Below are 24555 nucleotides of genomic sequence, written 5' to 3'. Positions count from 1 at the left end.
TGGGGGCATTCTACACAGCTAGGTGGTGTTGAAAATGACCCGCATCCTACGCGATTGCGTCGATAAAGTTGGACCGTTGCGCGAACAATCCAGCAAAACGCCTGAAATCGGAATCTCCTGCAGCGGGATCTACGAAATATCGAAGCTCCTGACGGCCGCTGCCCCGCTGGAGATCACGCTTGTCAAGGTCGCCAATATCCTCCCCACTTTTTTGCGAATGCGTCATGGAGCAATCGTTGTACTGGCGAGCGAAGGGGAGCCGGAAATTACCGCGTCGGCCGGAGTAACCGATCCTCGCCAATCGGGCGCTCGACACATCATCCCACCGGCTGCAATGGATCAGATCGTGACGACCGGACAGCCACTGGTGATAAGGGAGACCAGTAAGTCCGAGCTATTTCAGGCTGATCCTCAACCGTCTTTGAGCAGCGACACGATCCCCATTACATTTATCGGGGTTCCCTTAAGGGCTGCGCACAAACTGGTCGGAACGTTATGGATCGACCGCTTCAAGGACAGCGCCACTGAGCTGCGTCATAACGAGGATATTCGCTTCCTTACCATGGTCGCCGATCTCGTCGGCCAGACGATCGCGTTCCACCGAGCCCTGAGCACGTCGGGTCCCCAAATCATCCAGCTGCACCGGAAATCCGCGGAAGGCGGACGCAATGATCTGAGCCAAAATTCAAGAGCCAAAGTCGACTGGATCGTCGGAGAAAGCCCCGCAGTCAGGCAGGTGTTAGAAATCGTCTCTGCCGTGGCGATGACGAATACCACAGTGCTTCTGCGCGGTGAAAGCGGCACTGGCAAGGAATTTTTCGCACAGGCCATTCATGAGCTTTCCCCTCGCCGCAAGAAGTCTTTTGTCAAACTAAACTGCGCCGCACTGCCTGAAGGTGTCCTGGAATCGGAACTCTTCGGACATGAAAAGGGCGCTTTCACCGGGGCTGTCTCGCAGCGCGCGGGGCGTTTCGAATTGGCGAATGGTGGAACACTGCTCCTTGATGAAATCGGCGAAATCTCGCCTGCCTTTCAAGCCAAGCTTTTGCGCGTGCTGCAGGAAGGCGAGCTGGAGCGGGTCGGCGGAACTAAGACCCTCAAAGTCGACATCAGGCTCATATGCGCAACCAACAAGGACCTCGAGGCGGCGGTCGCAAGTGGCGAGTTCAGGGCCGACCTTTACTATCGCATCAATGTCGTGCCGATCGTCTTGCCACCACTCAGAGAGCGGCCCGGAGACATTTCGCGCCTTTCAAAAGTTTTTCTCGACCGCTTCAACCGGGAGAACAATCGCGAGCTCGCCTTCACGGCGCCGGCACTAGACCTGATTTCGCAATGCTATTTTCCTGGGAACGTGCGCGAGCTGGAAAATTGCGTGCGGAGGACCGCGACTTTGGCGCGCTCAAAAACGATCGTTCCCTCGGATTTTGCGTGCCAGAACAGCCAATGTCTATCGGCGCGTCTTTGGAAGGGCGACGGCGGCGGCGAGGGTAAGCCTATTGGTGAGCTCACTCGGGGTGGAACAACGCCGGCAGTACCACCGCTCTCTACCCAACCAGACAGCGTCTCGCATCCCGAGGTAACTCGCTTCAAGGCCTGCGATCCCAATGGTCCGGCTTGCCTAGCCCTATCACCGCGCCTCACAGAGCGGGACCGGCTGATCGAGGCAATGGAGAAAGTTGGATGGGTTCAGGCCAAAGCGGCTCGTATGCTCGGCCTCACGCCCCGTCAGGTCGGCTATGCTCTACGCCGGCACAATATCGAGGTGAAAAAGTTCTAAGCTATGGCGTTCGTCAGGTCGGAAATGCACTCTCGGCACTCCGCATGACAAGGGCGCGTCGCATTCGCGACGAGGCCCATGTGCCGATTGTCAGGAACGAACGAAACCGTGCGAAGCAAGTGTATGCAATTGAACGCGAAACGCTAAAACGCCCGGCGTGAGACAATCCCAGTCCCTGGCATAGGTCTTGCAGTATTGAACTGCAATCTTCACCAGCAACGGAATTGCTAGATGACCGCATCGATGATTTCGCTTGATAGCTCGGCCAGCGCCAAAACGTCCGACAATCGGCTGACTAATGCGAAGTCCGGCAGCTGCAAATCCTCATCCTGCGGCTCAACCGCAAAACCGGATGACATGGATCCAGTGACATGGGAGAAGATAAAGGATCATCCCTGCTATTCGGAAGAAGCACACCACTATTTCGCGCGCATGCACGTCGCCGTCGCACCGGCTTGCAATATCCAGTGCAACTACTGCAATCGCAAATATGACTGCGCAAACGAAAGCCGGCCGGGTGTCGTCTCAGAAAAGCTGACGCCAGAGCAGGCGCTGCGCAAAGTCATTTCGGTCGCAAACGAAGTGCCGCAGCTTTCCGTCGTTGGGATCGCCGGACCGGGCGATGCCTGTTACGACTGGAACAGAACGAAGGCGACCTTCGAAAAAGTTGCCGCGGAAATTCCCGACATCAAGCTCTGCATCTCCACCAATGGGTTAGCACTGCCAGATCATGTCGACGAGCTCGCAAGCATGAATGTCGATCACGTGACCATCACAATCAACATGGTCGACCCGCAAATCGGCGCAAGGATATACCCGTGGGTTTTTTACAATCACCGGCGCTACACCGGCATCGAAGGGGCCGAAATCCTGCACAAACGACAGATGTTGGGTCTGGAAATGCTGGCGGCGCGGGGCATCCTCGTCAAGGTCAATTCGGTCATGATACCCGGCGTCAATGACGAGCACCTGATCGAGGTGAACAGATGGGTGAAAGAGCGCGGGGCGTTCTTGCATAATGTGATGCCCCTGATTTCGGACCCGGCGCACGGCACTTACTATGGTCTGACCGGGCAACGGGCTCCGCGGGCAATCGAATTGAAGGTGCTTCAAGGTCGTCTCCAAAACGGCGCCAAGCTGATGCGCCATTGTCGGCAGTGCCGGGCCGATGCCGTGGGGCTGCTGGGCGAGGATCGTGGCAAGGAGTTCACGCTCGACCACATTCCCGATGCAGCCTCCTACGACGAGCGCAATCGCGCGGCGTACCGCGAAGTAGTGGCGCGGGAGAGAGGCAATCATGCAGCAGCCAAGAGCGAGGCGATCGAAATGGTCAAAGCAGCCGGCCCTGACGGGTCGCTTCACGTTGCGGTAGCGACGAAGGGCGGCGGTCGCATAAACGAACATTTCGGCCATGCGAAAGAGTTCCAGATTTATGAAGCCTCTCCGACAGGAATCGCCTTCGTGGGCCATCGCAAGGTCGAGCAATATTGCCGCGGCGGCTGGGGTGACGACGCTACACTCGACAGTGTGATCGTTGCGCTCGAAGGTATCGACATCGTGCTCTGCGCCAAGATCGGAGATTGTCCTAAAAAGCGGCTGGCGGACGCCGGCATTCGAGCAATGGATTGCTATACCTATGAGTACATCGAAACAGCCATCAGCGTGGTTTATGCCGCCGAGTTTGGCGTTGACCCGCTGACAGGGACGGCATGAACTGTTTTATTTTAACCTCCTCAGGAGTTGATAATGGCCTTCAAGATCATCGCATCCCAATGCACCCAGTGCGGAGCCTGCGAGTTCGAATGTCCATCAGGTGCGATAGAACTGAAGGGCGAGAACTACGTGATCGATCCGAAGAAGTGCACAGAATGCGAGGGAGCTTTCGACACCCAGCAATGCGCATCGGTATGTCCGGTACCGAAGACCTGCGTTCCAGCCTGATCGCCTGTTCGCTGGCCGAAGGCAGTATCTCCTCCAAAGGAGATTTTGACCTTCGCTGTTAAGCTGAGCAGTCTTACGAAAGCGAGGCACCACCGTGGGCCTAGGACGCGAACAGGAAGTGGAGATCGGCTCTCCGCCGCGCTTTCTACTGGGTGAGCGGGTTCGCGCCACGCGCCACATAAAAAATGACGGCACCTATCCCGGCAAAGGCGTTGGCGAAAACCTGGTGCGGAAGGGCGATGAGGGTTATGTGCGCGACATCGGCACCTTTCTGCAGCAGTTCTATATCTATGCGGTCGAATGGGTGGATCGCGGCACCATCGTCGGAATGCGTGCGCGTGAACTGACGAGCCTCGACAAAGCCGCGGCAAGAATTGCCGAAACGACTAGCAGCACAAAGGAAGGAATAGTCCCGTGAAAGTGATGATCCGCAAAACCGGAACCGGCTTGTCGGCATATGTTTCCAAGAAGGATCTCGAAGAGCCGATCGTTGCTATGGAGAATGAAAATCTGTGGGGCGGTTGCGTGCTGCTCAGGAATGGGTGGCGGCTTGCCCTGCCCGATCTGCCGAAGGACACACGCCTGCCGATTACGGTTGAAGCAAAAAAGATATCTGAGGAGGATTAAACGCTGCTAACGAACGACAAAAGGCGACGGCGGCATGACTGTGCTTCCTATATCTGATCATCTTTTGATCTTCCGAGGCGATCGCGCCGAAAAGCAACTTCGTTTGCTGAAGAAAGCGCTCGCCGCAGATGACATAATCCCATATCTCGGTCCAGGGCTGCTCCGGCAAAGTTCGGCGGCGCCGCCTGTACCGGATGGTCCGGAAGCCGTCGCAGCAGCTCTTAACATACGGGCGACAGCGCCTTCCAGGATCCGGAGCAACATGTGGTCGGTCGCACAGTTTATCGAGCAGCGCAGGCATCGCCGAACGGTACAAGCCTGGATGGCGGAGATATTCGCCCCGTACGCACCGTCGACTGTCCTCCATGCCTGTCTTGCAACGCTGCCACTCTCGCTCATAATCGACAGCTGGTACGACGGGACGATGCGCGCGGCTCTCATCGCGAATGCCCGAACAGACGTGGTCGAGATACAAGGCGTCACGCGGGCAAATGAAAACCGCGACATTTGGACGAAAAGTTACGATTTGTCCGGAAAGGAACTCAGGCACAGCCCGGCGCCAAAAACTGTGTTGTATACACCTCATGGAAGCGTTCGGCCCGCCGCTAATTTTCTCGTGTCAGACGCCGACTATGTCGAAGTACTGACAGAGATCGATATCCAGACACCGATCCCCGATATCGTCAAGAAGCGGCGCGCCAATCGAGGTTTTCTCTTTCTGGGCTGCCGCTTCGATGACCAGATGTTGCGCATTTTCGCACGCCAGATCATAAAGCGCTCCAACGGCCCACGCTTCGCTGTGATTGATGCCGCAACCATGACCAAGAACGAACGCCGCTTCTGCGCGGAATGCGGCATCAGCCTCATTGACCTGCCGATCGGCGAAGTTGCGGCTGCTCTTGTTAATCCGGCAGAGCCGTAAGCGTGAGCCAGGGAGCGCTTCGCAGCGCCACCGATTGCTTGCTCAAACTGAGAGCGAGTGACGAAGAGCGTGATTTATGGGCACGAGAGACTGCACCATCATTGTTGGGACGACCTCCAAACCTGGCTGGGCTCCGCCCGTTAAACCATCTAGGTTCACAGTTGGACAGGGGATCATTGCGGGCTAAGTGTCCGGTCAAAAGTGAGGGCAATCCCCCTCCCACCTAGCGCTCGGCCCAACAGTGATAACGCTCACACAGATTTTTGCCCCGCGCGTGCGCGCAGCGCAAGAAAACATTGAGAAAATTGGCTTTGTAGGAGGGATATTTTGACGCGTTCTCAGCTGCTAGAATCCTACTGTTGGCATAGATATTTCTGTTATCAACAAAGGCGGAATCGGAAAAACAGGGCCGCCTGACGGGGGACGCGAGGCGGCCCAGTGCGGCTGCGGGGTGCAGCCACGTTAAGCGGAAAGTCTCGCCTAACAATTAGATTTTATCATTCAACTGTTGAATTTCAATAGGCGGTTTGAATTAATTAAATGGGAATTTGATTGGAATACGCAAATCACGAGGTGCCTTGTTTTTGACCGGCGCGACACGCTCCCCGTGCTGATCGACAGCGCTAACGAATGGAACCCGCACGAACAAGGCTTGCTACAAAAGGCGTTCATGTCGCCTTTCCCGGCGACAGGCCATCATATAGCATCGATGAAATCTTAACTCGCGGCTACGCTTGGTGCTCATTGAACTTCTATAGCGGCCAGGCGGCGAATGATAACGAAGACTGGCCACTGGCTAAGAACACAGGAGAACGAAACCTGGCTCGAGCGCTGCCGCGCGCTTCCGCACCGCGAAAATGCCGACACAGCTTGCTGGACGGAAAGCAAACATCGACATCGCTCCGCGGCGTGCCGTTGTGACCAACGATGAGATGAAAACACGTGCCGCTCCGATTCCCAAAAAATGGAATGGCGCCTGGCCGTTGCTTGTTAGAATCGCCGCCGAGCGTGAATTGCAGTTATCCGCGCCAAGCTCGCGTACGTTCCTAAGATCCTCGATGCTTTGAATTGACCGCTGTTGGCGCATCAAGAGCGGAGAGCCGAATAGGGGTACCCTATTATGAGATCCCAAGAGAGGCGCCGGCAATGGCGCCTTTTGCATTTGGGGGAATCGCGAGACGAACGAATAGACGGCGTGCTGGCGAGGCCGAGGCATGGGCCGGATACTTCATGTCTGGCTGTGACTTTTTCGACGAGCTAGCCGGCATTAGCCTTACCGAAGAAACCGCCGAGCCGTTGGCAGGCACCGCATTTGCAACGCGGTAATGGACCTCATCGACGAGCGGGCACCGAGGCTTTTATCCGCCGCCACGCCCGTGGGCAGAGGAACAGTTCGGGCCAGCGACCGGCCGCGGCAAGCGGCGGCGCTAACGGTTGGCGACCAATCTAAGTGAGTGCGGCCGTTTGGATTTGCCATGTTGTCGGCTTCTGGCAATCCTCGGCGCCTTGCTCACCGTGATCGCCTTTTCCGAAAGGGCCAGCGCCTCTTTCGCGAGATCCTCAAGCTTAGTGCGAATTTCGTTCATGTCCGTGAACGTTTGTTCGACCATTGCGCATCCCCCCAGAGAACTCGCTAAATTAGACACAGCAAACGGACAAAATCAACATCCCGTGCAACCGTCTTGGCCAGCCCCGAGCGTTAGGTCAAGCGGGGGCTTAATCGCTACACGAAAAACTTACAGCAAAGCGCAATGGCAAAACCCCAAACGGCCATGCAATGACTAGCATGGCGCTGGCCCACTCCGGCTCGACGGGCGGCAGGTTTTCTTTGTCGTTTACCGCTGATTTCATGGTCCCCTCCCACGATTAAGCTCAAATCCTATCAGGCATTTTAGCCTTGTTGCATCAAAGATGATATCAGCGCGTCACGCGGCCGGCATCTCCTAAATCACCTCCGATCATTCCACCTTTCCAGCCCGCCTTGCGTGAGCTTTTATGGGTGCCCGCGGTTTCGTCCGCAGAGATCCTATCGACAATATCGAATATTTTTGGATTACCGAACAAGGTCTCGAAATATAAGGCTATGCAGCTACATCCCTCGGAGATACCCAAATGATCGACGAGACGAGAGAATACCTATTGGATCACCGCGGCAAGCTGTTGTTCCAGATCGAGCGGGCGAAACATCATCTTGCGGGCCTTCAGGCTGACGGAATCAAGGTCATCAACAGCAAGGCCTCTCTGCCTGCGGCCGATATCACCATCATTACCGAGGACTTAGCCGAGCACCTGAGAAGCGAGATCGAGGCGCTCTGTTGGGCGATCGATCATATTGATCACGAGCTGGAATACCTAGACGGCGATGATGAATTTGGCCATTCACCGGGCGCCACGCTCGCACGCATAGTTGACTCGACTCTTAGCTCATTACCGATAATCATTGCGGAAATTGGGGGATTGCTATGCATCACGCCGTCGTCGTTGCCGCATTATCGTTCTTCATGGTGCCTTCTGCTTTTGCTGCCAGCGATAACGATCTAATGCTCTCGATTACCATGAGCAAAGGAAACCCACCGTCATTTAACGGGGTAACCAACCTTGTGGACGGCACGTTGATCTCATTCACAGTCAGGGGTGATTTGCCAGGTTGCATCCAGCGATGTGGCTACGAGGGCGATGCCAGGACGGAAGGTGGCCGGTTTCATGTGGAGATCATTTCTGATCGACACCTTGAAGACGATAGCTATACCATTGATGTGGTCACAACTGATCAAAGTCGTCGCCTCAAGTTTCCGACATTAGACCCGACCGACAACAACCATATGATTAGATGGACAGCTCGCCTCAAGGTCGACGCGGACGGGTCCAAGATTGTGCCCGGAACGGCTCGGCTTCTTCCATTCTTATACGACGCCAAATACTTGAGAGATGAATTCGATCACGGACATCAACCAACCCAATGAACCGCGCGCTATATTAGCGCCACTGGACCGCAACGCCGCGTCGTCAGGAACTTTTGCTGCAGCTAGAGGTTACGTCTCAAAGGAGTACTCCGATGAGCAACGATTTGAACAGGCCGACCCCCAACCCAGATATCAGAACGACACCTGTACGCCGGCAGCCCTGGATGCCATGGGTCGCCATACTTGCTGTAATTCTGGTCGCAGCTCTCGCCTGGTCTTTCTGGCCGCACGCCAGCACGACAAATCCTAACGCCCCAGCCCAGACGACGACAACACAGCCGCCGACCACCACCACGCCGCCTGCGACAGCGCCCGCTCAGCAGTAAAGTAGCGGCGCCGAGAAGATGCCCAAAAAAATGACGCCTCAGGTTGCGAGAATGTTGCCTGGAGTGTAATCGTGCGTTGTATACTCATGCACAAGCAGCGGATGGTTTCGAATTCTCCCGATATAGGGTCACCGGTATCCAGCCTGACGGAGCGGCATGATGAGGATGGTTCGACGTTACTCAATATATTCGGAACCATGAGGCAATCTTAGGTCTCCGTGACCTAGAAATTTGTCAGCTTGCTTTGAGCACATTTTCTCAAGATTGAACCTAATGAAAGATGTAAACGAAACCCAGCGACTGGCACCAATCCTGGTCACTCTTTTATAAGCAAAGGCATTCATGACGAACGCCACCTCGCCAGACTTGCTTGTGCATGGCCGCTTTTAGCGAACCCTTCTTGGTAAAATACTTTGCCATTGATCCCTAGTCGGCAGAATGGGGCAAGAAGGCCTTGACGACGAAATTTACAGACGGTGAAGCGATAGGAAGCATTCGCAGAATCTGTCGCTGAGGGTTGATCCGACTTCTGCGTGCTGAAATGAAAGCGGCGGTCTTAACCCCAGCTTCCCCGCGCTTGCTTGCCCAGCTTCGCGCGGCGGCCCTTCCGATTACTTCATGAACAAAGATAGCCGATCTACGTTACCGCTGCAGGCACAAGTCCTATGACAAGGAGAAAGTCATGGATTGGAATAAAGTTGAAGGAAATTGGAAGCAGATGAAGGGAAGGGTCAAAGAGCAGTGGGGCCAGCTCACGCGTGACGACCTTGATCTAATCGACGGACGCCGAGATCAGCTCCAAAGCAAGATCCAGGAACGCTACGGCTTGGAAAAAGACCGCGCGCGGCGCGACATCGACGATTGGTACAATCGACAGACCTGGGAGTAACAGGCTGCATTGTTCCCTTTGACTGCATGAATTAGCGCCCGAAAGGCCCGGACATGCTCCCCACTTACCTAAGTGGGTAGGAGTAATGTTGGTAATATGACTAGCAGCAATTTTAAGATGGAAGTCCTCTCTGGGCCGGATGGTCGGCGGCGCTGGAGCACGGCGGACGTATGATGAATTTCTGCGCTCGTCGTTCTTACGGACCCGACTGCCGATTTCTGGATCATGAACAATGTCGACGCCATGTCGGATTCCTGCGAAGAGAACTTGACGCGGCTGCCAATCAACTGTGCACCATGAAAGCCGCCTCTCGATCAGTCTTGAAAGCCTGACGTCGCCGCACAAGCCTCGCAGATAGTCGCGTAGCGGATAAAGAAATTCCGGAAACACGTAGCCATAAGCGAACCCTCCACGTGCGGAGGGGTACCCGAATGCGAATACAGAATATTTCGAAGATGACCATCACCTCGCCCTCCTTGGAACAAAGCATCTGATCGCCAGTTTGATTGCGGAGGAAGGATGCCATGACCAGACAATGGTGGGATAAAACTCTGATGCTGGAAACGAGACATGCTGGCAGAGCGGTCGCGATCAACAGCGCCGAGCGCGCTGCCGATTTCCTGCTCAACGAATGGCCGGCAGAGAATACCGGCGAAGCCTATGAAGACGCCAAGAGAGCGGTTCTTGCAGCCCATGAGGGCAGAATAACTGCCGAAGAAGCGCGAGAGGCGATCATTAAGGCGGCCCGAGAGGATGGGGTCTTTGTGTACGGCCGGTGAGGTCATGCCTGCCTCCCGAATATATGCGGGAGGCAGCGATGGGTTTTTCTTCAGCGTCTTCGCGTCTTCCCCTCTTTGCGCGCTGCAGCTTATCAACGCCCCGATACACATCCTTTTCGATCGTCTTGCCGGCATCGACTCGTATGCCGAAGAACCGATCGCGTAAGGCGAGCGCATCAGCTTCCGGCTTGCAAGCAGCGATGACGTAAGATCGGGGAAGCCTCTCTCCTTCCTCCACGTACCGGCAGGAGCTAAACTTAGCGAAGGTTTTTGGCACAACCTTCTGGACCCGCAACTCGAAGAAGATTTCCTCCCTGCGATAAGTGTCCATCCGTACTTGAAGGCGTATCCCCTCGGTTGGCTGCGGTCATCTGGTCCGTAAGGCTAATGAAATGCCAGCACCCGCTGGCCTGGCCGGATACTCTTCTCAGCGGAGCAGCTGCAGCAGATTTTCGGCCCCCCCAGGATCTCAAATTGCTAAAATTCCTGTCTGCACTGGGCCAGTGCGATATTTCTCCTCCATTCGGCTTCGAAGGAACTCTTCTATCTGAAGCGCTAACGTCGCCGGCTCCTGGCCCATGGTTTTGAGATGAAGTTCCGGGTTCTCCGGCGCCTCATATGGAGACGAGACACCGGTGAAATTGGCAATGTTTCCGGCAAAGGCCTTCTTATAAAGCCCTTTCGGATCGCGGCGCGCGCATTCCTCCAAGGGCGTATCGACGAAGATTTCGATGAACTCGCCTTCGCCCATGAGCTCGCGCGCCATACGCCGCTCGTCTCGGAAGGGAGAGATGAAGGAGCAAATTACGATCAGCCCTGCGTCCGCCATCAACTTGGCGACCTCAGCGACGCGGCGTATGTTCTCGACCCGATCAGCCGCGGTAAAGCCAAGATCACGATTAAGCCCGTGGCGTACGTTATCTCCGTCCAAGAGATAGGTATGTTTGCCGTAAGTATGCAGAAGCGCTTCGAGCGCATTTGCGATCGTCGACTTGCCCGAACCCGACAGACCTGTGAGCCAAAGGACAGCGGGCTTTTGGTCCTTGAGCGCCGACCGCGCGGCCTTGTCGACGTCGAGCGCTTGCCAATGAACGTTGTCAGCACGACGAAGCGGGAAATCGATCATGCCGGCACCGACGGTCGCGCTGCTTACCCTATCGACGATGATGAAATTGCCGGTTGACCTATTTTCCTTATAGCCGTCAAAGACGATCGGTCGTTGCGTCATGATGTTGCAGACGCCCACCTCGTTCATGTGAAGCAGTTTGGCTGGTTCGCGAACGAAGCTGTCGACATTCAGTTGGTGCTTGAGCGCAGTCACCGTGGCGTTGACACTGTCCGTCTCCGTTCTCAAGAGATAACTTCGCCCCGGGAGCATCGGATTGGCATCGAACCAAATGAGATGCGCCTGAAGTTGGTCCGAGACAAAAGGTCTTGAGGCGGGGTCAACCAGCACGTCGCCTCTCGAGACATCTAACTCGTCGGCAATGACCAAGGTTACCGGTTCCCCCTCTGCGGCAGATATCTGGTTGCCGGCAGGGGCAATGATCGCTCTAACCGACGAGCGTAGCCCTGATTTTGCAACGATCACCGGATCGCCGACCGCAATTTTTCCGGATGCGACCCGGCCCGCGTAACCGCGAAAATCAGAATTGGGCCGCATCACGAGCTGAACCGGAAAACGAAAGGGTTTTTGCCTGTTAGGTTCGTCGAGTTTCACCGTTTCCAGATATTCAAGAAGCGCCGGGCCCTGATACCAGGGTAATTTCCCGGATTTCGAAACAATATTGTCTCCGAAGCGAGCGGACATCGGAATAGCCATTACGCTGGCAAAACCGAGCTTTTCCGAGAAGCTCACGTATTCGGCCACAATAGCATCAAATATCGCCCTGCTGAAATCGACGAGATCGATCTTGTTCACCGCCAGCACGACATGGCGAATGCCCAGAAGCGAGGCGAGATAGGAATGCCTGCGTGTTTGCTCGAGTATGCCTTGACGGCCGTCGACGAGGATGACGGCAAGGTCGGCAGTCGACGCGCCCGTTACCATGTTGCGGGTATATTCGAGGTGGCCTGGCGTATCGGCAACGATGAACTTGCGCTTCGACGTTGAGAAATAGCGATAGGCGACATCGATGGTGATGCCCTGCTCGCGCTCCGCCTCAAGGCCGTCGAGCAGCAAAGAGAAATCGATTTCCTCGCCATTGCCGCCGCGGATGCCGCCGTGGCGAAGGTCTGCCAATTGGTCTTCGAAGACCAGTTGCGCATCGCAGAGCAGTCGACCGATTAGGGTCGATTTGCCGTCGTCGACAGAACCGCAGGTAATGAATCGAAGAACCGGTGCTTTGTCCTCTTGGACCAGATGCTCTTCTATGTCATGCGGTGAGATGGAAAAAGGATATGACATCAGAAGTACCCTTCGCGCTTCTTCTTCTCCATTGCACCGGCCTCGTCGAGATCGATCAGCCGGCTCTGTCTCTCGGAGGTGCGTGCCTCCACGATCTCGCGCAGGACTTTCCGGCACCGTCTCCGCGCTGGATTCGATCGCGCCGGTCAAAGGGTAGCAGCCGAGCGTACGGAAACGGATCATGCGTTGCGTGACCGTTTCGTCGGGCTCAAGCGGCATACGCTCGTCATCGACCATGATCATCGTCGCACCGCGATGCACGACGGGCCGCGGCGCCGCAAAATAGAGTGGTACGACTGGGATATTTTCCTGTTGGATGTACTGCCAGATGTCGAGCTCGGTCCAGTTGGAAAGCGGAAAGACGCGCATCGTTTCGCCCGCGCTGACACGCGTATTGTAGGTTCTCCACATCTCCGGACGCTGGCGTTTCGGATCCCAAGCATGCTGGGCGTTGCGAAGGGAAAATATCCGCTCTTTGGCTCGCGATTTCTCCTCGTCGCGGCGGGCGCCTGCGAGCGCAGCATCGAAACCGTATTTGTCCAACGCCTGGCGCAGCGCCAGGGTCTTCATCATGTACGTGTGCACGTTGGAGCCGTCTCGAAAAGGGCTGATGTCCTGATCGATGCCATCCTGATTGACGTGGACAATCAATTTCAGGTCCATTTCCCGCATCATGCGGTCGCGGAAGGCGATCATCTCCCGAAACTTCCACCGGGTGTCCACATGAAGAAAGGGAAAGGGTGGTTTTCCCGGGAAGAACGCCCTCATCGCGAGATGCAATAAGACGGAGGAGTCCTTTCCGATGGAATAGAGCACAACCGGATTGGAAAAGGTCGCAGCGACTTCCCGAATAATATGGATGGCTTCGGATTCAAGGTATCGCAGATTGTCGAAAGACATCTCATTTATCCTTGCGGAGCCGATGCGTCGTTAAGCTCGAAGAACTTCGCATAAGGCCCGCCTGCAAAGTGCCGCCGTAGCTCGTCAAAATTCTGCAGCGAGCGAGCGAGCGAGCGTGTTTCCTGCCGTTGAATGGTGGTGCGATCGGAAGACGGATGCGCGGGAGCTCCGAGGAAGGCCAAAACGGTTGCCAGACACGCGCTCGGTTTAAGAAGAAGATCCTGATATTCGATCATCAGCAGTTTGCTCGGATCGAAAGCGCCCTTGACCCGTGTATGGAAATCGTCGGCAGCTTTGAAATAGGCTTCGCATTCGTCCACTGTCAGCGAAACGCTTGGGGGCTCATTAGGGTCCGCGTTAAATTTCAGCCACTGGCCCGTTTGCCTTGCCTGCACCAGCGATCGCAGGGATTCGAGTGTATTGCGAGTAAGCAAAATGACCTTGAGGCCTTGCCAGCGAGCCAATTCGTCGAAAAAGCCTGGACGGTCATAAAATTGAGGCTCGTTGATCTTACAGCCGACGTGTGTGACCTTCTTTTCGCTCGGTGGATAGCGCATATAGGCGAGCTCGAGAAGCTCGCGATCGCTGTGCCGCAGACGATCCTTATCGGGCCAATTTTCGTCATAGCTGTTGAGCAACTCACCGTTGCTCAAGACATTTGGATGGTCGTTCAGCAACGCTTCGAGATAGTGCGTCCCAGTTCGCGGCATCGCAAGGATTACAAATGGCTCGGGCGACGGTCGGGAATGGATCATTGCGCATGTTTCCAACTGTTATTGATCACAAAGGTGTGGATGGCCGCCTGCACAAGAACTCCGCGGTTGCGCTGACGAGCGTAAGGGCCCAGCGGCTGGCTCTTTAAAGCAGTTCCGCAAATCGGACCGAGGGCCAGAGGTCGCGCGATTGGACTAAAAAACCGACCAGGCGCATCATGGTGCCGGCGACCCGTAACGCTGGTAGATCGACTGGATTCCATCCAGAATCTCGCGTGACAACTTGACTTCGGCAGCGGCGAAGTTGTGCGTCAATTGTGTCAGGGAAGTCGCGCCCACGAGGGTGCTTGCAACGAAGGGCCGGCTCATGACGAAAGACAAGGCGCCATGCACTGGGTCGATGCCATGTTCTCGAAATAGCGTTGTATATGCGAGAGCCGCATGTTGCGCTCTTTCGTTGCTGTAGCGAAAGAACCGTCCGAACAAGTTCAGCCGCGAACCGCTTGGCCGCTGACCACCCAGGTACTTGCCAGTGAGGGTACCCATAGCAAGGGGCGAATAGACGAGGAGCCCTACCCCTTCGCGCAGAGCCATTTCTGCAATGCCGTTCTCGAAATCGAGGTTGATAAGATTGTAGGGGTTCTGGATGCTTGTCACGCGAGCAAGGCCGTGCATTTCCGCAAGATGCAGAAAGCTGGCAAGCCCCCATGGCGTTTCATTGGAGAGCCCGATGTGGCGAATCCGACCGCTTTTGACGAGCGCATCCAGGGCCTCCAACGTCTCCAGGATAGGGATCGTATCGTGATCAAGCTCATATTGGTAGTCGAGCAATTGAAAGACGTTTGTGCTGCGGTCTGGCCAGTGCAGCTGAAACAGATCGATATGATCCGTCTGCAGCCTTTGAAGGCTGGCGTCGACTGCATCGAAAAGGTTTGCGCGCGTATAGCTGACGCGGCCGTCCCGGACATAGGGCAGGTTTGCTTTGCCTGGTCGTACAGGACCGACCGCTTTGGTCGAGAGCACCACATCCTGCCTGCGGCCGCTTTTGCGCAGCCAACTGCCGATATAGCGCTCTGAAAGACCGTATGTTCCGACGCGCGGTGGTACAGGATACATCTCCGCCGTGTCGACAAAATTTACGCCTGCATCGAGAGCCGCCTCAAGTTGCGCGTGTGCCTCGGCCTCTGTGTTCTGCTCTCCCCAGCTCATCGTACCCAAGCCGAGCGCGCTTACTTTCAGGCCGCTGCGGCCCAGTTCGCGATACTGCATTTCATAACTCCTTTTCGTAAGCGGTCACGGCTTCAGGGCATCAGACGGCGCCGCAAAAGCCTTGCCGAAAGGAAGAACGGCAATGCCGCATAGAGGCAAAGCGCACCGACATGCAGGCCGACGCTTTCCGCGGGCCGGCCGAGCATTGCTGGACGAATGAGGTCGATCGCATGTGCGAGCGGCAGGAAGTGCGCCATTCCCTGAAATCCGTCCGGCAGTTGTGCGACCGGAAAGACCGCGCCGCACAGGAACAGCATGGGTGTGAGGACGAGCGTCTGGTAGAAAATGAAATAGTCGTAACTGGGTGCAAGTGCCACGACGACCATCGCCACGCTTGCGAATGCAAACCCGGTTAGCGCAATAACGGGCAGCACGCAGGGGATCGAAGTCCACGCCGCATAGCCGAGCATAATGGCGACGATCAAAATTCCCGTACCGGCCAGAAACGCCTTGGTGGCCGCCCACGCCAATTCGCCCAGGACGACATCGCCGAGCGTCAGTTGTGTGTATAGGATTGCTTCCCAGCGGTGAGATTGCATGCGAGCGAAAGCTGCATAAATCGTTTCGAAGGTAGCAGATGTCATGGAACTTGCCGCAACCATGCCGCCCGTCAGAAACGCGATGTATGGAGCCCCGTCCACGCGACCGACCATTACTCCGAGGCCGAAGCCGAGACCGAACAGGTAGATCATGGGATCGGCGAGATTGCCGAGTATCGACGCAAGCGCAACCTTCTTCCATGCCAGATAGTTGCGGCGCCACACCGCAATCCAGTTCCAAGCATTAGCCGGCAGCGTTGTCGCATAACCTTCACCCATCGTTTATTTCTCCATCTCGCGCCCGGTCAGCCGCAAAAAAACATCCTCCAGATTCGGTGGCCGCTGCAAAAGACGCAGGCCCGTTCGCCCGCGCAGTTGCGCCAACACCGGCTCAGGATCGGACGCATAACAAAAGAGCGTCTCGCCGCTCACCTCGAACCGTTGCGCATATGGCCGGATCGCTGAATGCAGTTCATGCGGATTGCCGCCATATATTTCGATCACCTGGCAGCCGATCTGCTCGTCGACAAGCGCATGCGGGCGGCCCTCGGCGATGATGCGTCCCTTCTCGATGACGCACAGGCGGTCGCACAAACGCTCAGCTTCTTCCATGAAGTGCGTGGTCAAGATAATTGTCTTGCCGCGCGCCAAAAGTGCCCGCAGGCGCTCCCAGATCAAGTGGCGCGCATGTGGATCAAGGCCAGTCGTCGGCTCGTCCATGACAAGCAGTTGCGGGTCGTTGATCAGCGCACGTGCCAGTGTCAGGCGCCGCTTCATGCCGCCGGACAACTCGGAAACGCGTGCATGCACCTTGCTCTCGAGGCGCGCGAACTCGAGCAGTGACGGGATAACCTTTTCGACCTCGCGCGTGCTCATGCCGAAATAGCGTCCGAACACTACGAGATTTTCGCGCACAGTGAATTCGGCGTCGAGGTTGTCGAACTGAGGGACGACGCCTATGCGCCTGCGTGCCAGGCGCGCGCGCGCCGGCACCGGTATGCCGAGCACGCTGATCTTGCCGGAGTCAGGAAGAGTCATGCCGAGAACCATGCGCGCGATTGTACTTTTTCCCGCGCCGTTCGGCCCGAGCAGGCCAAAGCACTCTCCCGCTCCAACGGAAAACGACAGCCCGTCGACAACGGTCCTTCCGTCGTATGACTTCGTGACACCGGCAAGTTCGATTGCTACCGCGGACATGTGCTCATCTTCATGTTGGCTGCGACGCCGACTGGCGCCAATTCAGAGACCCGCTCCTTAGTGAAGAGCACGCCGTTGCACCATACATGTTCGATGCGTCCCCATTCGCAGGCTGCGGCAGCATCCGGGAAGAAGCCCCGTCCATGGAGGTTGGCGCTCGTGTTGCAAAGCAGCGGGATGCCTGTGAGTTTTTCATACTCGATGAGGAGTTCGGTAACTCCGTGTTCAGAGCTCCTGGAAATGGTTTGCAAACGTGCAGATCCGTCGAGATGGACGACAGCGGGAATTTTGTCCTTCCACTCCGGGCGCGTCTGGTGGTCGAAGAGCATGTAAGGATCGGGCGTTCCGGGACTGAATATATCCGGCGCACGGTCTTCGAGGCATATTGGCGCCACCGGCCGGAAGTGTTCGCGAAATTTGACTTCGTTGAGATAGTCTTTCATTTGCGGCGAGGTCGCGGCTGCGAGAATGCTTCTGCCTCCGAGCGCCCGGGGTCCGAGCTCGGCGCGCCCAGCAAGAAAGACAACGGGCTTATTGCTGGCGAGGATGGTTGCGACTTCTGATATGCTGCACGGGGCAGCCTCCCATCCGGGCGGCGCGTCGCCATTTTTCAAAGCCGGGCCGCTGTAGACCGACCACTCCAGCGGCACGAAGCCTTCATGCGCCGCCATGGCGCTGCAGGCGGCACCGATTGCAGAGCCACTGTCATTCGGAAATGGCGGCACCCAGACGGCATCGAACAGGCCTGTCGCACGCAGTGCACTATTCCATTTGATATTGAGACCACAGCCGCCGGCTATGCATAAGTTTTGCGGCCCGGGCAAAGAGTGGCGCTGCATGGCAAGCGCCATTTCACCGACTAAGAGAAGCTCCAGGAAAGAATGGAATGATGCAAGCACATTTTCGGGCGCCTTATTCTCCAATCGGACCACGCTGGCATCGAAGAAATCATGCACGGCTATGAGGGAAGATTCAGCGTCGTTGATGTTTGCGCGATAGCGACAGGCTCGCTCTGTATCGCCTGAAAAGTGCTCCTCGTAGAGCTCTTCGAACACCGCGACGATGTCTTCATCAATCGAACCAAGCGCGATATAGGCCATCAGCTTGCCGGCGACACCGAGGTCCCAGCCCGCGCGGCTTGGCTGCTTATATGGCCCGAAGTAATGGCCCGCGGCCGCGTAGGCTTGCCCTATCATCGGGAATAAGGACTCAAGGAACCGGGCTCCGTGGCCATCGACGTAATAGAGACGCGGGAAGATGCAGCCATCCCAGACCAGGCAGAAAGCGGGTTCGCCAGCCTTGGCGAATGGACTGGTGCAGTATGCGGAGGCCACATGGCCGGTCACATGCGGATAGCTCTTATAAGAAAAAGCCCGGTCGTTGAGAATGAGGCCGGAGCAGTCGAGCGAATCGAGAAGACCGTCGGGGTGGAGTTCAACGTACGGCGCCCCCTTGAGAGTGACGGGAGCCGCGCCGCTGAGGACCTGGAAACGCGATTCGACTTCACCATCCCATCCGTCGATCACGAACTGATCGACATCGCTTGGATTGAGACCGTGTTCCGCCAACGCGGTGACAATTGCGTCGAGATTGTCGATCGTTTGGTATCGGCGGTTGTTGTCTTGCTTCTCCTGCTCAATGCAGAAGATTAGCCGTCCGTCCTCGATAAGGGCGATCGCCCCGTCATGGGTCAGCTTTATACCACAGATGCGCATAGTGTCTCCATGTCTAAGCTCGAAACTTCGATTGATCAGGAAGAGGAAACCGGATTGCGGAAACGGACGAGCAAGCAGTCTTCGTTGTCCGAGTCCCCCTGTAACTCAAGACGCTCTACCTCGACCAACATTTCGGTGAGAATGGCGATGACCGTCTCAGCGCCGGCAGCATGACCCCAGCGCCGGCAGTTCGCATCGCGAGCCGAGCCGAAAACCAGATGCCCGCCCGGCGCAAGCATGCGAAGCAGGTTGCCAACTGCCATTCGCATCTCGGCAATGTCTGCGAGGTAATAAAGAACTTCTGCGACGACGATCAGATCGAAACGCTCTTCAGAGGAAAACTGTTGTACGTCTGAGACAACCCAGCTGATATGTGCCGGCTTGTTCATCCGTCGGCGTGTTCGATCAATCGCTTCTGGCACGACGTCGATAACGGTGAGGCGCTGGCAATGGGGCGCCAGCTTTTCCGTAAACGCGCCGGCCGCACACCCGACTTCGAGTGCATTTGCGATGGGGCCCTGGCCAAGCGACAGCAGGAGCATTTGCGCGTGACGCTTGCGTTCGAACGGATTTCCGTCGAGGCGCCACGGATCGTCAGCAGCCAGTTCGCGATTTAAGAGTTGATAATTGTCGTGCGTTTTCAAGTGCGTCTACCTTGATAAAGCGGTCATCACTGGTCGGTGCAAATGCCGTCATATGCCATCGATCTGGTAGCATCTCGCGCAAGATTGTGCCGGCGAAGCGGAGCTTCATTTTCCTGGGATTCTCTCGGGCTTGATCCAGCAATTGGGTCTTGGATGGCGTCCAGCTTTCCACCCTTGTCTGGTGCCTTGGCAGCAGAGCCGCGCGACAGCCAATCGCTATTGCTCAACGTACAGAGCGCGTAGGCCTTCAAGGGAAGCAGGAAAAAGATGTTGATGAAGGTATGCAGGGAGAAGCCGATAAATCGAAATTGGCGAGCACGAAACGCCGCGACGCTGCATCGGATCATGGTCATCGATGCGATCATCAGGCATGTCCACCAGGGCACGGTCCCGGTGAGTGCGAACTGTACTAGTCCGCTTAGCACCGAGACGGCGAGCAGGAGCGGACCTAGGTTCTGACCAATGACGTCCAAAGTGAGAAAACGGTCAAGACCAGGCAGAAGGTTCATTGCAAGCAAAGTGTCGCGGAAAGTGCTGCGTGCCCAGCGAAGTTGTTGACGCAGATAAGGGCGCAGCTTGTTTGGAACAACAGTTGCCGCGATGGCGGTTGGTACATATTCGGTCCGAAATCCGGCCTTCAACATGAGGATCGTAAGATGACGATCTTCGCCGAAATCGCTTCGCTTTCCCCGGAACATTTGCGTTTCGTACTGGTCGAGTAGCATGGTAAGCGCGGTCCGGCGGTACATGGCGCATGGGCCACAGCAGCACATGACAGCACCGAAACGAGCCTGTGCCGCCCGCTCCTCGTTACAGGCCAGCCAGTATTCCATGTCGATCAAACGGGTCAACCAGGTCTCGTGGCGGTTGCTGGCAGCAAGTTGGCCCATAGCCGCGCCAATCGCCGGATCTTGCATCTTGACTGCAAGTTTCACGACGACGTCTGGGGCGAGAATGGTGTCCGAGTCGACGTTGAGGACCAAATCCCCAGAGGAACGGCGTATCGCCGCTATCTGCGCCTTGCGCTTTCCAACATTCTCCTTGAGAAGAATGAATGTGAATCTTGGATCGCGTGCAAATGCCGTGTGGACTGGCGTGATGGCGTCGCGATTGCTGGAACCGTCATCAACCACATAGACATTCAGATCCCCAGCATATTCTTGCTGCGCGATGGACTCCAGGCAGTCCCAGAGTGTACCCGGATCCTCATTGAAGGAGGGTATGATAACATCGACGCTCGGCCAATGCGCCGAACCGATCGGCTCTGCAGAGGTTGATGGTTCATCGGTCGGCCGAGCATAAACGACCTGCATGCTTTTATAAGCCGTCGAGAGCAGCGCATAAAGCGAGATAGCGGCAGTGCTGGTTGCGTCGAGCAGATTCATGAATATCGCTTTCAGTGATGTTGAGGAAGCGAGCGGATTACAAATCCGCGGTCGCGCACGACTGGGATGATGCGAGAGAGTGCGATGATGGTATGATGGCGCAGACTGCTATCTGTGCTCGGCTCGGCCTCGCTTGGAGGGCATCCGTCGTGCAACAGAACGATTGCGCCGGGACGGATAGAGGCGAGCACAGCATCGACAATGGCGTCGACGCCAGGACGAGACCAGTCTCGCGGGTCCACCGACCAATGGACGGCTTCCAGCCCTGAACTCGCCGACACGGAAAGAACGTCTTGGGTCCAGCTCCCGTAGGGAGCCCGCATGTATTGCACCGACGCCTGCGGGCATGCAGTCTTGATAGCCCTGCTCGCCTCAGATATCTCATGTTCTATTTCGCCGGGACCGCAATTGGACAGGTCCGGATGGGTCATGGTGTGATTGGCGACCTTGTGCCCTTCGGCGATCATTCGTTGGATGAGTTTCGGCCGCTCGGCCGCGTAAGTTCCGATAACGAAGAAGGTTGCGGCCGCCTGATGTTGCGCCAGCACATCTAGAATCTCAGGCGTACAAAAGGGATGAGGTCCGTCGTCAAATGTCAGATAGATGCTCGGCTGGTTGGTGCCGTCAACGCACGCATCTGGCATTTCGTATAAGCAATCAAGGTGCGTCATAGCTCTGGCCCGTTCCGATCGATTACCGTGCCGGCAGGCCAATCGGAGATGGATCCTCCGATCGGCAGGACGATGACAAGCGCGTCGTCAATGCGTGTGGGCGGCTTGTCAAGGCGCGCCTCCGGTAGAGTGGACCACACACGAATCCCCGATAAGATCGTTACCGGACCGTGACGGCCGAACCTTTCGATGTGCTTTTGCAATGCGGGCCGAACGGTGCCGAAAGCAAATGGAACGGCGAGTTCGCGCAGCACAGGAAGCATGGCGTGAATTGAATGCCCGATCCCCAGTCCCTCGAGATCCGGACGTACGCCATATAATCCGAGCTCACCCACCAACTGATCGATTGCACCAATCTTAATAAATCGGCGCAGCAAGCCTAGATGAGCCGCGACACCATTGGAATCATAGCCGATGAGACGAAGTTCGGGCCTTGCTCCCGCCCAGCTTCGACTGCCCTCGAATGGTTTTGCATTAAAGGGCCCGGTTGGCCCATAGGTCATCCGAAAGAAGTCGGCGAGCTCGATATGCTCGGCGAGTTCCAACTCGTTTTCCCAGCACAGTCTCCACCGCACCTTTGAGCGCATGCAAAGACCTCCTTTTTCTTGCTGTAGTTCTGAGGGAAACATCGTGTGATTGCAGCAACTGCTTGTCTACCGCACGTCATACGCGCCAGGCGGTCGCAACGGCGAACAATCGTGATAGTAGAACCTTTCCATTCCGCTCGCGTCTGAGATGATCAACTCTCTGAATACTTCCGGCCTTCATCGATCGTTCGTAAGCTTGCGCCGATGTACTCGTCTGCTAATCGACATACTTGTCAGGTTATCGACATTTTCCTCATGCACCATCATGCCGAATCGGTAAAATTGATTGTTTGGATGGCAACCATCCACATCTTGAATGAAGGAAAAAATGCGTTTCAAAGGACTGGACTTAAATCTTCTCGTAGCGCTCGACGCATTGATGACCGAGCGTAACCTGACGGCCGCGGCACGCAGCATCAATCTCAGCCAGCCTGCAATGAGCGCTGCTGTCGGCCGATTGCGTGTCTATTTCGAGGATGAACTGTTTACGATGAATGGTCGCGAACTTGTCCTGACGCCCCGCGCCGAGGGGCTCGTTTCGGCCGTCCGCGAAGCCTTGCTCCATATTCAGCTTTCCATCATTTCCTGGGAACCGTTTGATCCCTTTCAATCGGATCGCCGTTTCAGGATCATTCTTTCCGATTTCCTCACGCTCGTGTTTATGGAAAAGGTCGTGAAACGTGCTGCGCGGGAAGCTCCAGGCGTGAGCTTCGAATTCCTGCCCCTCGCGGATGATTACGACGAGCTTCTGCGCCGTGGCGAAGTCGATTTTATCATTCTTCCGGAAGTGTTCATGCCAACTGGACATCCTCGAGCGAAACTGTTTGAGGAGAGACTCGTATGCGTAGGCTGTGGCAGGAACCAAGAGCTATCACAGCCGCTTACCTTCGACAGATACATGTCCATGGGGCACGTCGCGGCCAAATTCGGGAATTCACGAAGACCGTCAATCGAAGAATGGTATTTGCTCGAACATGGTTTCAAGAGACGTATCGAGGTGGTCGTGCAGGGCTTCAGCATGATCCCGCCGGTTCTGTCCAATACCAATCGCATAGCGACCGTGCCATTGCGACTGGCGCAACATTTCGCAAACGTTTTGCCTCTTCGGATCATGGACCTTCCACTGCCACTTCCCCCATTCACAGAAGCCGTGCAATGGCCCGCGCTTCAAAATAGTGATCCGGCGAGCCTGTGGATGCGCGGGATCTTATTACAGGAAGCATCGCGCCTTGCCCTTCCACCCGCAGAGCATTGAGTGCGGACATGCCAGCAATGTTGCTGGAGCCCATCTCATGCGGAATACTCGCAAGATCGAGTTTATTAGGCGGAGAGGTCATCGAAGCACCTGACTTTCAACGGATGTGGCATGTCATTCGGAAGGGCGGCGCAAAGCAGATTGGCAGGAATGTCTTTTATGCCGTCGATAGAACGCCAGTTTTAAATGACAATGTGTGTGAGCTTAGCCAGCGGTGATGTGCGCTTTGCATGGTGGACAAGGCGCGGAATACACGCGTATCGAAAGAGTACTGGTACGGGTTAGCCACACTTCTGGTGCAGCGCCCCACATCTTCATTGCCATCCACGTGAAGATCCGTGGACCGACGTCGTCCAACGTTACGCCGATGCCCGTTGGTTCCGTCAGCATATAGGAGAGCGCATTGCGATCATTTCTGTCTCAGGTGAGCAGCAAATAGGTCGCGATTGGCATTCTGTATCAGCAGCGTTTCGTAAAAAACTTTCAGAATGTTTTCCGCCAATGCCGTATCTAGGTGTTGCATACGAAGGACAGTCACTTTTCGCTCCTGCCGTAAAACCTGTTCTTCACTTTCTGCGATATGACGATCCACCATATCGAGGTCGGCTTGAGTGAATATCATTTGCTTTCTCCCTGAGCTCGGTGCCCCTCGGAAGTGGCAGTGGCACTGGCATTGAGCGCTCCCTGCGCTCCGCGGAACCCAGTTTAGCGCTCGCGGTTCGGAAGTAGGAGGAAACGAAGATGACACTACAATGGTGGACGCTGCCAGTGACGATCGAAACGCGCCGGGCCGGCAAATATCTTACCATCGACAGTACGGAAAAGGCAGCAGAATACATGTTGGCGGAGTGGCCAGGAAACCAAACCGGCAAATTATTCGACCGAGCCAAACAAGCACTCATTGATGCGCATGATCGCAAAATCTCTGCCGACGCAGCGCGGCGGGCGTTCTTGGCTGCAGCCGAAGAAGCTGGGATCCCCTTCTTTAATCAATGCTGATGGGGGTGAAAACGCACGTAAGCATGGCGGTTCCCTACCGCGTTTTT

At 56.0% G+C, this 24555-nt stretch carries 24 protein-coding genes and 2 pseudogenes; 13 read left to right on the top strand and 13 right to left on the bottom strand.

Going from position 1 to position 24555, the window contains the following annotated elements:
• Nucleotides 1-34: 34 nt before the first annotated feature.
• The 6 genes from nifA to NXC24_RS22635 all read left to right on the top strand — a co-directional run bounded on the left by nifA (nt 35) and on the right by NXC24_RS22635 (nt 5270).
• The gene (nifA, locus tag NXC24_RS22660; protein ID WP_104825700.1) at nt 35-1780 is read left to right on the top strand and encodes a nif-specific transcriptional activator NifA; all 1746 of its coding nucleotides are present in this window, start codon (nt 35-37) and stop codon (nt 1778-1780) included.
• 231 nt (nt 1781-2011) lie between these two features.
• Nucleotides 2012-3493 carry a nitrogenase cofactor biosynthesis protein NifB gene (gene nifB, locus NXC24_RS22655; RefSeq protein WP_104825699.1) on the top strand — a complete coding sequence of 494 codons (1482 nt, stop codon included), beginning with the start codon at nt 2012-2014 and terminating at the stop codon, nt 3491-3493.
• Nucleotides 3494-3526: 33 nt separating this feature from the next.
• Entirely contained in the window at nt 3527-3721 is a 195-nt protein-coding gene (locus tag NXC24_RS22650; RefSeq protein ID WP_104825698.1) for a 4Fe-4S binding protein, read from the top strand.
• 94 nt (nt 3722-3815) lie between these two features.
• Complete coding sequence (locus NXC24_RS22645; protein WP_104825697.1) at nt 3816-4139, top strand: nitrogen fixation protein NifZ; 324 nt, start codon at nt 3816-3818, stop codon at nt 4137-4139.
• Nucleotides 4136-4348: a putative nitrogen fixation protein NifT gene (gene nifT, locus NXC24_RS22640; protein ID WP_104825696.1), complete on the top strand. Its 213-nt coding sequence runs from the start codon at nt 4136-4138 to the stop codon at nt 4346-4348. Before NXC24_RS22645 ends, nifT begins: the two co-directional genes overlap by 4 nt.
• Before the next feature lie 34 nt (nt 4349-4382).
• On the top strand, nt 4383-5270 hold the full coding sequence (locus NXC24_RS22635) for an SIR2 family protein (RefSeq protein ID WP_104825695.1): 888 nt from the start codon (nt 4383-4385) through the stop codon (nt 5268-5270).
• Between the two features lie 1716 nt (nt 5271-6986).
• On the opposite strand, the gene NXC24_RS36205 is transcribed toward NXC24_RS22635, so the two are convergent.
• Nucleotides 6987-7121, bottom strand: coding sequence for a hypothetical protein (locus NXC24_RS36205; protein WP_281060690.1), 135 nt, complete (start codon nt 7119-7121; stop codon nt 6987-6989).
• Between the two features lie 261 nt (nt 7122-7382).
• On the opposite strand from NXC24_RS36205, the gene NXC24_RS22620 reads away from it, so the two are divergent.
• The 5 genes from NXC24_RS22620 to NXC24_RS22600 all read left to right on the top strand — a co-directional run bounded on the left by NXC24_RS22620 (nt 7383) and on the right by NXC24_RS22600 (nt 10227).
• The gene (locus NXC24_RS22620; protein WP_245464058.1) at nt 7383-7811 is read left to right on the top strand and encodes a hypothetical protein; all 429 of its coding nucleotides are present in this window, start codon (nt 7383-7385) and stop codon (nt 7809-7811) included.
• A complete protein-coding gene (locus NXC24_RS22615; protein ID WP_245464057.1) occupies nt 7733-8233 on the top strand; it encodes a hypothetical protein in 501 nt (166 codons plus the stop codon). Before NXC24_RS22620 ends, NXC24_RS22615 begins: the two co-directional genes overlap by 79 nt.
• Before the next feature lie 92 nt (nt 8234-8325).
• Complete coding sequence (locus NXC24_RS35195; RefSeq protein ID WP_158704528.1) at nt 8326-8559, top strand: hypothetical protein; 234 nt, start codon at nt 8326-8328, stop codon at nt 8557-8559.
• A 682-nt stretch (nt 8560-9241) separates the two neighbouring features.
• A complete protein-coding gene (locus NXC24_RS22605; protein WP_104825692.1) occupies nt 9242-9448 on the top strand; it encodes a CsbD family protein in 207 nt (68 codons plus the stop codon).
• Nucleotides 9449-9972: 524 nt separating this feature from the next.
• Nucleotides 9973-10227 (top strand): DUF982 domain-containing protein, encoded by a 255-nt coding sequence (locus NXC24_RS22600; protein WP_104825691.1) that lies wholly within the window; start codon nt 9973-9975, stop codon nt 10225-10227.
• Nucleotides 10228-10696: 469 nt separating this feature from the next.
• Here NXC24_RS22600 and cysC read toward each other — a convergent pair whose 3' ends face one another.
• The 11 genes and pseudogenes from cysC to NXC24_RS22540 form a co-directional block, all read right to left on the bottom strand.
• Nucleotides 10697-12634 (bottom strand): adenylyl-sulfate kinase, encoded by a 1938-nt coding sequence (gene cysC, locus NXC24_RS22590; RefSeq protein WP_104825690.1) that lies wholly within the window; start codon nt 12632-12634, stop codon nt 10697-10699.
• Nucleotides 12634-13534 (bottom strand): annotated as a pseudogene (gene cysD, locus NXC24_RS22585) (sulfate adenylyltransferase subunit CysD). The gene cysC and the pseudogene cysD overlap by 1 nt, the downstream one beginning before the upstream one ends.
• A 5-nt stretch (nt 13535-13539) precedes the next feature.
• A complete protein-coding gene (locus NXC24_RS22580; protein WP_104825689.1) occupies nt 13540-14289 on the bottom strand; it encodes a sulfotransferase domain-containing protein in 750 nt (249 codons plus the stop codon).
• 174 nt (nt 14290-14463) lie between these two features.
• Nucleotides 14464-15516, bottom strand: coding sequence for an NADP(H)-dependent aldo-keto reductase (locus NXC24_RS22575; protein WP_104825688.1), 1053 nt, complete (start codon nt 15514-15516; stop codon nt 14464-14466).
• 32 nt (nt 15517-15548) lie between these two features.
• Entirely contained in the window at nt 15549-16334 is a 786-nt protein-coding gene (locus NXC24_RS22570; protein ID WP_104825687.1) for an ABC transporter permease, read from the bottom strand.
• 3 nt (nt 16335-16337) lie between these two features.
• Nucleotides 16338-17252: a nodulation factor ABC transporter ATP-binding protein NodI gene (gene nodI, locus NXC24_RS22565; RefSeq protein WP_104825686.1), complete on the bottom strand. Its 915-nt coding sequence runs from the start codon at nt 17250-17252 to the stop codon at nt 16338-16340.
• Nucleotides 17240-18967 carry a nodulation protein NodU gene (gene nodU, locus NXC24_RS22560; RefSeq protein ID WP_104825685.1) on the bottom strand — a complete coding sequence of 576 codons (1728 nt, stop codon included), beginning with the start codon at nt 18965-18967 and terminating at the stop codon, nt 17240-17242. The genes nodI and nodU overlap by 13 nt, the downstream gene beginning before the upstream one ends.
• A 35-nt stretch (nt 18968-19002) precedes the next feature.
• Nucleotides 19003-19720 (bottom strand): annotated as a pseudogene (gene nodS / locus NXC24_RS22555) (nodulation methyltransferase NodS).
• Complete coding sequence (gene nodC / locus NXC24_RS22550; protein WP_104825683.1) at nt 19638-20996, bottom strand: chitooligosaccharide synthase NodC; 1359 nt, start codon at nt 20994-20996, stop codon at nt 19638-19640. Before nodC ends, nodS begins: the two are co-directional and overlap by 83 nt.
• 11 nt (nt 20997-21007) lie before the next feature.
• Complete coding sequence (nodB, locus tag NXC24_RS22545; protein ID WP_104825682.1) at nt 21008-21667, bottom strand: chitooligosaccharide deacetylase NodB; 660 nt, start codon at nt 21665-21667, stop codon at nt 21008-21010.
• The gene (locus NXC24_RS22540) at nt 21664-22254 is read right to left on the bottom strand and encodes a NodA family N-acyltransferase (RefSeq protein WP_104825681.1); all 591 of its coding nucleotides are present in this window, start codon (nt 22252-22254) and stop codon (nt 21664-21666) included. Before NXC24_RS22540 ends, nodB begins: the two co-directional genes overlap by 4 nt.
• A gap of 328 nt (nt 22255-22582) precedes the next feature.
• On the opposite strand from NXC24_RS22540, the gene NXC24_RS22535 reads away from it, so the two are divergent.
• A complete protein-coding gene (locus tag NXC24_RS22535) occupies nt 22583-23509 on the top strand; it encodes a LysR family transcriptional regulator (protein ID WP_104825680.1) in 927 nt (308 codons plus the stop codon).
• A gap of 409 nt (nt 23510-23918) precedes the next feature.
• Here NXC24_RS22535 and NXC24_RS22530 read toward each other — a convergent pair whose 3' ends face one another.
• Nucleotides 23919-24131, bottom strand: a complete 213-nt coding sequence (locus NXC24_RS22530; protein WP_104825679.1) for a hypothetical protein — start codon at nt 24129-24131, stop codon at nt 23919-23921.
• 119 nt (nt 24132-24250) lie between these two features.
• Between NXC24_RS22530 and NXC24_RS22525 the strand changes: the two genes are divergently transcribed.
• Entirely contained in the window at nt 24251-24508 is a 258-nt protein-coding gene (locus NXC24_RS22525; protein WP_104825678.1) for a DUF982 domain-containing protein, read from the top strand.
• Nucleotides 24509-24555: the final 47 nt, after the last annotated feature.

Origin of the sequence: Rhizobium sp. NXC24 (assembly GCF_002944315.1) — a bacterium.
Lineage (GTDB): Bacteria > Pseudomonadota > Alphaproteobacteria > Rhizobiales > Rhizobiaceae > Rhizobium.
Note: the sequence above shows the minus strand (reverse complement) of the source record. Positions and strands in the feature narration are given on the sequence as shown.